Raw genomic sequence first — 12,084 nt, forward strand, 5'->3', positions numbered from 1 at the left:
CTAGATTTTTAAATTTAGAACATAAAAACTCATACTTAGTTGGTACAATTTTTATTATATTCATATTAAAAGGTAGTTTTGATATATTTTCTATTTTAAGTTCTTTTCTAGTAAATACTTCTAAATATTCTTCACACCATGGTTGTAAAATTTCTGCTTCTCCACTTATTTGAAGACCACATAAATTATTCATATTTTTATAATCTTCATATATACAAATAGATACCTGGTTATTTTTTAAAAGCCCTATAAACTTCAATCCACCTTCACTAATTATATATAAATTTTCATTGTAATACTCATACTCTAAAGGTGTTGCTCTTACAAAATCTCCATATCCAGTTGCTAAAGTGCATGTATTTTTATTTATGAGAAAAGTTTCAATTTCTTTTTTTGTTACATTAGCTGGAGGTATAAATTGCGGCGTATTAAAATATTCTATTAAATTTTTACCCAATTCCAACACTTTACTATCATCAAGTTTTCCTAAATCACCGAAAGGTATTCCAACCTTAGAACAGAATGCTTTTATTTTTTCCTTATCCTCAGAGGAAAGCTTATTTATAAACATTTCACCTTTTATAAATTCACTAAAAATACATTCCTTATTTATAATTGTTTTTATTTTATTAATCTCATTTATACCATCTTGTTTGTTAAGACCTATGCATACTAAGGCTACTCTTTTTTTACTAAAATCTATTTTGTTATCGTCTATATATTTTAATATTTTTTTGCAGCTATGATGTCCATACATGGAAAATACTAAAACAATATTAGAGTAATACTTAATATCATGTGGCGCATCATTAATGTCAAAAGATTTTGCTGGACCTAATACTGGACATATGGTATCTGCAACAATCTTACCTGTCCCATACTTACTTTCATATAAAATAAGAGTAACATTCATTTTATCCACCTCTTCATAATAAATCTTATAGTTTGACATTTTTTTCAAAAGGAATAGTTTCATTTTTTTCACTTATTCCTTTCTTATATTATTACACTTTCCATATCTTACGTCTAGCAAATGAGTAAATAGCTTATATTTTTATGATTTTTATATTATTTTCATAATAAAAAAAGGAATTATTAAGATTTACTTAATAATTCCAATGTACATTTCTTTTTTAACTTTTCGATGATTATAAAACTCTTCTTGCATTTACATAAGCATTCACATAGTAAGAACTGTTTATGTTATTTATAACAACCTTACCCTGACCTGAAGCTGCATGTATCATTTGACCATTACCAATATATATACCGCAGTGAGTAACTCCACCATTATTTGATCCGACAGTATCAAAGAATAGTAAGTCTCCTGGCTTCAAATTACTTTTACTTACAGCAGTTCCATATTTACTTTGCATAGATGATGTTCTAGGTAATGTTATTCCAGCAGAATTTTTAAATACGTAATATGTAAATCCTGAACAGTCAAATCCATTTGGTCCTTGAGCTCCCCATACATAAGGCTTTCCTAAAAATTTCTTTGCATAAGAAATTAATTTACTTGCCGAAGTACTAGTTGAAGAATCTGAACTTGAAGAACTTCCTGAAGATGGTTTTTTACTCGTTAAATACGAACTAGAAACATATCCTGTTATATTTCCAGTAGTTATTTTTGACCATCCATTGCTAGTTGATTTAACTGTAACTTTTGTTCCATCTGCTAATTTAGTTATTGCTGCATAGCTCGTTGATGGTCCTTTTCTTACATTTAAGCCAACATTTGCATCTACATATTTAATAGTTGATGTTTCATTAGTTGAATTATCATCCGTACTTGGTTTACTACTAGTTAAATACGAACTAGAAACATATCCTGTTATATTTCCAGTAGTTATTTTTGACCATCCATTGCTAGTTGATTTAACTGTAACTTTTGTTCCATTAGCTAATGTAGTTACTACTGCATGGCTTGTTGATGGTCCTTTTCTCACATTTAGCCCAACATTTGCTACTACATATTTAGTAGTTGATGTTTCGCTACTTGAACTTGGAGCACTATTGCTTAAATATTGATTTGAAACATATCCTGTTGTGCTTCCAGTAGTTATTTTGGACCAACCACCACTACTTGATATTACGTTAACTTTAGTTCCATTAGATAAACTTGTTATTATTGAATAACTTGTTGATGGTCCTTTTCTTACGTTTAATGACTTATTACATTTTACGTATTTTACGCTAGTTGTACTAGTAGTTCCTTCTGAAATATAATTCTTATATACATAACCTACTTTAGAATTATATTTTACTTTTCTCCATCCACCATTCGAACCTAAATAAGTAACTGTTTCACCTTCTTCAATTTTACCCATTGAATCATATTCATTACCTGGTCCAGTTCTAAAGTTTACTCTTCCTGTTATTGTTCTTGTATCATCTGCATAAGAGTTTGTTGCATCTGTTATAGGTGCTACTAGCGCTGTAGCTAGCATACCTGCCATTACATATTTTTTGTTTATACTCATAATTAATCGATTTTACAATTTTATAAATTGTAATTTCTATCCCCCTTCCAATATGTAACATTTATGAAACATATTTACTTGGTATTAATACTATTATTACATTTTTATAATACTTTGTCTATATTTCGACAGTAAAAAAAATACATTTTTGTAACTTTTTCGTAACCTTTTAACTAAAATAGTATCATTTTTTATAATTTAATACTCAACCCCCTTATCTTTTTAGTAAATATATCCATTTAATTCAATGATTCCCTATTTAGATACAAAAAAATAAAATGGTGAATCTTATAAGATATCACCATTTTATTTATTGTAACATTAATTATTATTATAATTGTGCTTCTATTTTTGCTTTTATATGTTCTTTAGGAAGGAAACCTACCATTTTATCTACAGCTTCACCATCTTTGAATATTATCATTGTTGGAACTGTTGTTATTGCATATCTTCTCGCAACATCTAACGCTTGATCTACGTCAACTTTAAAGAAATTAACTCCATCCATTTCTCCACTTAATTCTTCGAATACAGGAGCTAACATTTTGCAAGGTCCACACCATGTAGCAAAGAAATCTACTACGCATACTCCACTTTCTATAGATGTATTAAAATTATCATTATTTAGCATTTGTGCCATTACAATATCCTCCATATTTTTCTATATATTTTCTGTCATTTATATTTTATTACAATAACAAATTTATATCCACATTATTATTAATTTATATACCCATATTTTGTATTATTACACATTTTTTAGTTTATATAAATAAATTTAAATTTGATTCTTCTGTGGCTCCTAAATAAGATGCCACTCCTCCTATTTCTACACCATCAATAAATTCTTCAGCTTTAATTCCCATAAGCTCCATACTCATAGAGCAGGCTACTATTTTTACACCCATATCTACAGCATTTTTTATTAGTGTATCTATATCATCTACATTATGCTTTTTCATTATTTGTTTTATCATTTTTGGTCCCATACCACCCATATTCATTTGTGATAAAGGTAATTTTTCTGTATTTGATGGCAACATTATATCAAACATTTTCTCCATAGTATCTTTTGTGACAGATGGTTTGTCTTTTCTTTTTAATATATTAAGTCCCCAAAATGTAAAGAACATAGTTACTGGCTTACCCATAGATGCTGCTCCTGTGGCAATTATAAAGGATGCTATAGCTTTATCTAAGTCACCACTAAATACAACCATAGTAGCCCCATCTTTTTCATTCGTACTTAAAGAGCAAGAAGGATTTACTTTTACATCTTTATTTCCTTTTTTAAGATAAGCTACAAAGGCTTTCTTATCCTTATCAAAATCAGATTTTAATAAAATATTTCCTGTCTTATCACACCAAGAATCTATATCTTTTGTAAACCCTGGATCACTAGCCCTAACTTTTAGTATTTGATTTTCTTCCATCTTATTAATTTCTTCAAATACCCTTCTTATTGGACCAGGACATTGAAGACCACAAGCATCTAATGTAACATGAGCCTTTATATTATCCTTATTAAAATCCTCTCTTTTCATTTCCTCTCCCCCATTATTCAGATTCTTATTATTTTGACCATTCAAAGCTTTTTCAGACTTCTTTACGGCTAAATAAGTTTTTATGCCACCATCAATATTAGTACAATCAAAACCGTGATGAGATAAAATCCTACAAGCAATATATCCTCTAAGACCCACTTGGCAAGTAACATATATCTTTTTATTCTTAGGTATTTCATTTAATCTATCTCTAAGAACACTTAAAGGTATATTTATAGAGTTTTCTATTACTCCTGTTGCTAACTCAAATTCTTCTCTTATATCCAAAATTATTGAATTATTTTTGTCTAATTTATCAACTTCATTCCATTGAATAACCTTAACTTTATTTTCTATTATATTTTCAGCATAATATCCTAACATGTTTACTGGATCTTTTGCAGAATTGTATGGTGGAGCATAACAAGGCTCTACATCTTGCAAGTCATATATTGTAAGATTACCTTTAATGGCAGTAGCAATTATATCTATTCTTTTTTCTACTCCATCTATTCCTACTCCCTGTGCACCAAAAATTCTTCCATTCTTAGGATCAAAGGTCATCTTATACGCTATTGGGAATGATCCTGGATAATACCCTGCATGGGAAGATGGATGAATGTGAATTACTTCATAATCCATTCCTAGTCTTTTCAAAGTTTTTTCATTATTTCCTGTTGTAGCAACAGTATAGTCAAATACTTTTGCCACAGATGAACCAAGACTTCCTTTGTATTCAGATTTTTTACCAGATATATTGTCTGCCACTATTCTACCTTGTCTATTTGCTGGCCATGCTAGAGGAATCATCGTTTGCTTTTTGTTTACAAAATCCATAATTTCTACTGCATCACCTAAAGCATAAATATTCTTATCAGAAGTTTTCATATTTTTATCAACTACTATAGCTCCACGTTGATTTAACTTAATCCCACACTCTTTTGCAATATCTGTTTCTGGTTTAACACCTATAGACAAAATAATCATATCTGTATTTATTTCTTTTCCACTTGCCAAAACAATTTTTTGTCCATTATTTTTAAATTCATTTACTCCATCTTTTAATATAACCTCCACACCTTTATCTACAAGATGTTCATGAATTATACTTGCCATTTCTATATCAAGAGGTGCCATAACTTGATCACTAGCTTCTACTAAAGTAAGTTCTAATCCTAAATCATGTAGATTTTCTAGCATTTCAAGACCAATAAATCCACCACCAACTACAGTTGCATGTTTTGGTTTATTTTCATCTATGAAAAACTTAATCTTATCTGTGTCTGGTATATTTCTTAATGTAAATAAATTATTACAGTCATTTATACCTGGAATTGGTGGCTTAAGAGGACTAGCTCCTGGTGATAATACTAAACTATCGTATGTTTCTTCATAAAATTCATTAGTCTTGTGATTTTTTATTGTAACTATTTTTTGGTCTCTATCTATCTTAATTACTTCACTAAAGTTTCTTATATCAATGTTAAATTTATTGCTCATAGATTCCTTACTTGTAACTATTAGCTTATCTCTTTCACTTATTGTTCCTCCAATATAATATGGAAGACCACAGTTTGCAAAAGAAATATACTCGCCCTTCTCAAACATTATTATATTAGCCTCTTCATCTATTCTTCTTAACCTTGCTGCTGTTGATGCCCCACCTGCAACACCACCAACTATAACTACCTTCTTACTCATTATAAAATCCCCTTTCTATATAAATAAATATTATATCTAAAATATATAGGAAATTAATTATTCTGACTGTAACATTGTCACATAAAATCAATTTTTTTCTAAATATAATTATTTTTATGTCATATAGATTGTAACTAATCATAAATGGGTAATTAATTTACAAGTACATTTATGTATACAATTAATATATTATTAAAATTGTGAAATAATAAAGGAATGGGACTATCTTTCTTATTTCATAACTTTTAAAGGAGATTTTTAAATGGAACCATATACAGATATAAGTTCATTAGAACTAAATAATATGATAAATAATAAAGAAAAACTAATTTTACTTGATGTTAGAACAGAGGCAGAGTACAATACAAGTCGCATTCCCAATGCCATAAATATTCCTATAAGTGATTTAGATTCACAAATAGACCATTTATTACCTTATAAAGATGAAAAAGTTATTATTTACTGTCGTTCTGGAAAAAGAAGTATTTATGCCGCTCACTTATTAGAAGAATACGGTTTTAAACATTTATATAATTTAAAGCAAGGTATTATTGGCCATTTAGATTATTTATAGAACTCAAAATACCCACCTGAAATATATCAAGTGGGTATTTTATTATATATTCTTAAGTATTTCTTAATATTAATTAGATTATTAATAGTTTTTGATTATTTGTTATATAATAATTGTAAAATTACATATACTTCTTTTGAAGTAATAAATTTACACACTTAAATAAAAAGGAGAATTAATATGAGAAGAGTATCGTTATTTATTGTTATTAATGCAGTGTCTTTATACATAATTTCAAATTTGATGTCTAGTGTATATATAGGTTCTTTAGGATCTCTAATAATGCTTACCATAATATTTGGTTGTCTTAACCTAATAGTAAAACCTGTTATACAGTTTTTCTCATTACCTATAACTTTCTTAACACTAGGATTATTTTCATTAGTTATTAATGGTCTAGTTTTATATTTAGCTTTTGCTTTAGTTCCTGGAGCTCATCTAAATGGAATATTGAATTCTATTTGGGCTGCAATATTACTATCTATAGCAAACTCTATATTCTATAATATTTTTGACTAATAATATTTTGTGAAACGAAATTTAAGCCTAAAAAATCTGTAAAGAATATATCTTCTTTACAGATTTTTAGGCTTTAATCTAATTCAAGCATTTCTCCTTTGATTGAGTATATTATCATCTCACAAATATTAGTAACATGATCTCCTATTCTTTCTAAAAATCGACCTACTAAAAGTAATCTTACTGCTTGAGCAATATTCCTTTTATCTCTATGCATTGCTGATATACAATCTATATAAACTTCATTATATAAATCATCTATTATATCATCTTGTAAGGCAGTCTTATGTGCTAATTTTACATCACTATTCATAAAAGCCATTTTTGCATTTTTTAACATATCCATGCTTACCCTTTTCATTTTTGGTATATCTATTAACTCCTCCACGTACTCATCTTCACCTATTTTTATTGTTTCCATAGCAATATTTACAGCATAATCTCCAATTCTCTCAAGTTCAGTAGACATAATACTAAGTGCATATATGGTTCTTAAATCCTTTGCCATAGGCTGTCTTAGTGCAATTAATTCTATAATCTGTTCTCTTATGTATCCTCTTAAATCATCAATGTCGTCATCCAAACCTATTATTTCCTTTGATTTTTCTATATCTTTTGCAACCATAGCATTAACAGCTTCTTCTACTATAACTTCACATTTTACAATCATTTCTACGGCAGTTTCTTTTAAAGAATTTATACTTAATCCTAAATTATTATCATTTCTTTTCATGTAAACACCCCTTATTTTTATCCAAATCTACCTGTAATATAATCTTCTGTTCTTTGATCCTTAGGATTTGTAAATACTGTTTTTGTATCTTCAAACTCCACTAAATCACCACTTAAGAAAAATGCTGTTTTATCAGAAATTCTTGCTGCCTGTTGCATATTGTGAGTTACTATTACCACTGTAAACTTTTCTTTCATCTCTTCTATAAGCTCTTCTACTTTTAGTGTAGAAATAGGATCAAGGGCTGAAGTTGGTTCATCCATAAGTATGACATCTGGCTGAAGAGCAATTGTTCTTGCTATACAAACACGTTGTTGCTGACCTCCCGAAAGTCCCAGTGCTGAAGATTTCAATCTATCTTTTACTTCTTCCCAAATAGCGGCTCCTTTTAAACTTTCTTCCACGATTTTATCAAGTTGTTTTTTATCTTTTATCCCATGGACTCTTGGTCCATAAGCCACATTATCATAAATACTCATTGGAAATGGGTTTGGTTTTTGAAATACCATTCCAACCTTTGTCCTAAGTTCTATAACATCATCATTTTTATAAATATCTAATCCATCTAGCTTAATCTCCCCTGTAATCTTAACATTATCAATAAGGTCATTCATTCTATTTAAAGTTCTCAAAAAAGTAGATTTACCACAGCCTGACGGACCAATTAAAGCTGTTACTTCATTAGCTCCTATATCTATATTTATATTTTTTAAAGCCTTATTATCACCATAAAATAACTCTAGATTTCTTACACTTATTTTAGTATTTTGTGACATTTTAACACCTCTCTTTAATAATTAGCTTTATTAAATTTCTTACTTATAAATTTAGCAATATAATTCAAAGCTAATATTATTACTATCAAAACTATGCCCACTGCACATGCCTGACCTATGTCTCCATTTTCCTTTGTTACTAAGTATGCCTGAACTGTTAGAGTTCTCGCACTATCAAATAATGAAAAAGGCATTTGTGCCACTGTTCCTGCTGTTAGTAGTATGGCTGCTGATTCACCAATGACTCTGCCCATGGCTAATATCACTCCTGATAAAACACCTGGCATGGCACTGGGAACGATAACTTTATACAGCGTCTGAAATTTTGTTGCACCTAATCCTAAAGATGCTTCCCTGTAGCTATATGGAACAGTTTTTAAAGATTCCTCTGTAGTTCTAATTATTATTGGTAAAATTATAATAGCAACCGTAAGAGCTCCAGATAGTATAGAATAAGTAAAATTGAGTGCTACTACGAAAAAAATTCCTCCAAATAATCCATAAACTATGGATGGAATTCCTGATAAACTTTCTGTGGCAAACCTAATAATTTTAACTATCTTTCCTTGCTTAGCATATTCTTGTAAATACACTGCTGATAAAATTCCGATAGGTGTGGCTATCAATATTGATAATGCAATCATATATATAGTAGTGACTATCATAGGTCTTATTCCTCCACCTTCTGGTGAATAGTCACTAAATATAAAGGTTGGAGTAGTAAATTTCATTCCTTTTATAAAAATAAATCCTACTATTAATACAAGAACCGTTATTGTAAATATGGCACATAAATATACTAAAGCATTCAATATATTATCTTTAGTTTTTCTCATATTAATAGTCCTCCTTATTTGATATCATACTTAAAATTAAGTTTAGTATTATTATAAAAATAAATAATACTATACCTGTTGCAAATAACATTTCTTGATGTGTTCCAAATGCATATCCCATCTCCAAAACTATATTTGTTGTAAGAGGTCTTACACTATCCATTATGGAGTTTGGGATAACTGGAGAATTTCCTGCAACTAATATTACAGCCATTGTTTCTCCAATAGCACGTCCTACTCCAAGAACTACTGCTGCAAGTATTCCTGACTTGGCTGCTGGTATGACGATTTTGAAAGTAGTTTGTGTTTTTGATGCTCCTAATCCCAATGATGCTTCTTTGTATGATTTTGGTACTGCTCTCAACGCCGTCTCAGATACAGTAATTATAGTTGGCAACATCATTATAGCTAATACTATGATAACTGCTAGTAAGCTTTGTCCCTTTGGTTGATTAAATAATTTTTGAACATTTGGTACAATAAATGCTAGTCCAAATATACCGTATAGTACAGATGGAATCCCTGCCAATAATTCTACGGCAGGAGACATAATTTTTGCTAATGATTTTGGTGCTACTTCTACAATAAACGTTGCAGTAAGTATCCCCACTGGTACTCCTATAATTAAAGATCCAAAAGTTGCATATAGTGATGCTAAAATCATAGATAATATTCCATATTTATCTGCCGATGGTACCCACTCTGTTCCAAATAAAAAACTAAAAAATGAATAGCCCTTAAATACAAATGGAATAGCCCCTTTATAAAATACAAAACAGATTATAAGTAATAAACTTATTACAGATATAAAAGCACTTAGTAGAAATATTTTGGAAGTTATACTCTCAATTAAGTATTTATTTTTATTTGATTTGCTTTTTGATGTATTTATTTTTTCATTCATAGAGACCTCCTTATACAAATAAATCCTCCCTGCATAAAAAGGAGGATTTTAATATATCACTTTAATTTATTCTTATTAATCCACTTTCTTCTACTATATTTTGTCCTTCTTTACTTAATATAAAGTCTATTAATTTATTTCCATTTTCCTTTAAATTTTCTTCTTTATATACTAATAAGAACGGTCTTGATAATTTGTACTCTCCATTTTTTACATTCTCTGCAATTGGTGCTATATCATCTATTTTCACTGCATTTACAGAATCATCTATATATTCAAATGATATAAATCCTATGGCATGATTATTTCCTGCAACTGTAGTTTTAATATTACCTGAGCCATCACCAATTATGGATTCCTTATAAAGTTCTTCTGATGTATATCCTACTATTTCTTGGAATGCATCTCTTGTTCCTGAGCCATCTTCTCTAGAAACTACAACTATTTGTGAATCTTCTCCACCAACATCCTTCCAATTAGTTATTTTTCCTGTATAAATATCTTTTACATCACTAAGCTTCAAAGAATCTATTTTATTATTTTTGCTAGTTATTACTGCCATACCATCAAATGCCACTTCTACTTCAACCAGACCTTCTGCAATCTCTTCCTCTTTTAAGTCACGTGATGACATTCCAATTTCAACTGTTCCATTTATGGCATCTTTTATACCTGCTGAGGAGCCTATTTGATTTATCTCCACATTAATTCCAGTATTCTCTTTCTTAAACTTTTCTGCTTCTTTTTCTATTAATGGCCCAACCGATGTTGAACCAGAAATTGTTACAGTCTCTGGCGGTGTATCTGTATTCGTTTTGTTTTCTTCATTTTTTTTACCACAGCCCGCTACTAAAATTATTATCATAAAAAATAAAGATGCTATAATTTTTATTCCTTTATTTTTCATATATATACCTCCATATTTATGTAATTTTTCCTTTAATCATATTTAGTATAACCATGTAAAAAGATTAATATTTTAAAAATAAAAATCTAGTAATAAATATAAAAGCCATAAATTATAATTAAATAATTCATGGCTTTTATAATATTACAAAATATTTACTGATAAATTTTCTCGTCTAACTACTACAATATTTATATTTTTAATATATCATCAATCTCATCAAGCAAATTTTTCTTATCAATATCAGATATATCGTTACTATCATAAATTTTGTCTTTAATAGATTCAATCTTCTTATCTTTTTCACTTATTTTATCCTTAAATTTATTTTCAACTTCTTGAATACTTTGGCTTAATCTATTTATTAAAGATGCCATCTCATCAGAACTTCCTGCAATTCTATTTAGTAGCATCAAATTTTGTCCTAAAAGTTCCGGTATATCCTCATGAGAGTATCTAAGTTGATGATCTATCTCTCCATACCCCTCTTCAAATATAGTCCTAACTTGCACCTCTGTAATAAGTTTTTTATTAGTTGGATAAGATTCCACTAAGTAATGAACAGATCTATATCCAGATGGCCTTGAACAAACAGCAATTCCCTGTTCATCAAATTTTCTAGTATCATCACCTTCTCTTACATTAGCTACTATTTCCATTACATCCCACATATTAGTTATAAAATTATGTATTTCTTCCCAATCTTCTTTAAATATATGTATTACCCTAATTCCAAGTAAATCTGTAATCTCATCTTTGTAATTATCTGCAGTAAAATTAAAGTCTTGTCCATATTTTTCTCTTCTCTCAGGAGTTTTTCTAATAATTTTTTCTATTAAATGTCTTACATCTTTTACTCTAGTTTTTACTGAGTGAACTTTGGGTTGTGCTCTAAGTATATTAGCAATCAAATCAGCCTGTGTTTCATAACTTTTTTTACAATCTATAAAGTCATCATGTATTGCTTTTAAATCTTCCCAATTTATATTTTCTTTTTTAAGATCTTCCTCATCTATATTATAAATTTTAAAAAATTGTTCTTTATTTATCATTTTGTCCTCCATATAATAGTATCTCTTTTTATTTTACCTTATAATTATAGATCGG

12 protein-coding genes are annotated in these 12,084 nt (G+C 29.0%); 2 read left to right on the top strand and 10 right to left on the bottom strand.

Translation table 11 applies throughout. The features are described from left to right. From NSA58_RS08635 to NSA58_RS08650, 4 genes are all read right to left on the bottom strand, one after another. Positions 1 to 913: flavodoxin domain-containing protein (locus NSA58_RS08635; RefSeq protein ID WP_257560392.1), on the bottom strand; the 913-nt coding region annotated here is incomplete at its 3' end. Between the two features lie 235 nt (positions 914 to 1,148). Further along, positions 1,149 to 2,483, bottom strand: coding sequence for a C40 family peptidase (locus NSA58_RS08640; RefSeq protein WP_039678731.1), 1,335 nt, complete (start codon positions 2,481 to 2,483; stop codon positions 1,149 to 1,151). Between the two features lie 331 nt (positions 2,484 to 2,814). Beyond that, complete coding sequence (trxA, locus tag NSA58_RS08645) at positions 2,815 to 3,123, bottom strand: thioredoxin (protein ID WP_039678730.1); 309 nt, start codon at positions 3,121 to 3,123, stop codon at positions 2,815 to 2,817. A 124-nt stretch (positions 3,124 to 3,247) separates the two neighbouring features. Next, positions 3,248 to 5,728, bottom strand: a complete 2,481-nt coding sequence (locus NSA58_RS08650) for a CoA-disulfide reductase (RefSeq protein WP_074429892.1) — start codon at positions 5,726 to 5,728, stop codon at positions 3,248 to 3,250. 262 nt (positions 5,729 to 5,990) lie between these two features. Here NSA58_RS08650 and NSA58_RS08655 point away from each other — a divergent pair, with 262 nt between their 5' ends. After that, positions 5,991 to 6,302 (top strand): rhodanese-like domain-containing protein, encoded by a 312-nt coding sequence (locus NSA58_RS08655; protein ID WP_039678728.1) that lies wholly within the window; start codon positions 5,991 to 5,993, stop codon positions 6,300 to 6,302. Between the two features lie 180 nt (positions 6,303 to 6,482). After that, positions 6,483 to 6,821: a phage holin family protein gene (locus NSA58_RS08660; protein WP_039678727.1), complete on the top strand. Its 339-nt coding sequence runs from the start codon at positions 6,483 to 6,485 to the stop codon at positions 6,819 to 6,821. Between the two features lie 73 nt (positions 6,822 to 6,894). Here the strand turns inward: NSA58_RS08660 and phoU are convergent, their stop codons facing one another. From phoU to NSA58_RS08690, 6 genes are all read right to left on the bottom strand, one after another. Beyond that, on the bottom strand, positions 6,895 to 7,554 hold the full coding sequence (phoU, locus tag NSA58_RS08665; protein ID WP_039678726.1) for a phosphate signaling complex protein PhoU: 660 nt from the start codon (positions 7,552 to 7,554) through the stop codon (positions 6,895 to 6,897). Positions 7,555 to 7,571: 17 nt separating this feature from the next. Further along, entirely contained in the window at positions 7,572 to 8,330 is a 759-nt protein-coding gene (pstB, locus tag NSA58_RS08670) for a phosphate ABC transporter ATP-binding protein PstB (RefSeq protein WP_039678725.1), read from the bottom strand. 14 nt (positions 8,331 to 8,344) lie between these two features. After that, complete coding sequence (gene pstA, locus NSA58_RS08675) at positions 8,345 to 9,166, bottom strand: phosphate ABC transporter permease PstA (protein ID WP_039678724.1); 822 nt, start codon at positions 9,164 to 9,166, stop codon at positions 8,345 to 8,347. 1 nt (position 9,167) lies between these two features. Next, positions 9,168 to 10,070, bottom strand: a complete 903-nt coding sequence (gene pstC / locus NSA58_RS08680; protein ID WP_074078823.1) for a phosphate ABC transporter permease subunit PstC — start codon at positions 10,068 to 10,070, stop codon at positions 9,168 to 9,170. Between the two features lie 61 nt (positions 10,071 to 10,131). After that, complete coding sequence (locus NSA58_RS08685) at positions 10,132 to 10,977, bottom strand: phosphate ABC transporter substrate-binding protein (RefSeq protein ID WP_039678722.1); 846 nt, start codon at positions 10,975 to 10,977, stop codon at positions 10,132 to 10,134. Positions 10,978 to 11,168: 191 nt separating this feature from the next. Next, entirely contained in the window at positions 11,169 to 12,029 is an 861-nt protein-coding gene (locus NSA58_RS08690) for a RelA/SpoT domain-containing protein (RefSeq protein WP_139045097.1), read from the bottom strand. Between the last annotated feature and the right edge of the window lie 55 nt (positions 12,030 to 12,084).

This window comes from Terrisporobacter muris (assembly GCF_024621905.1).
Lineage (GTDB): Bacteria > Bacillota > Clostridia > Peptostreptococcales > Peptostreptococcaceae > Terrisporobacter > Terrisporobacter muris.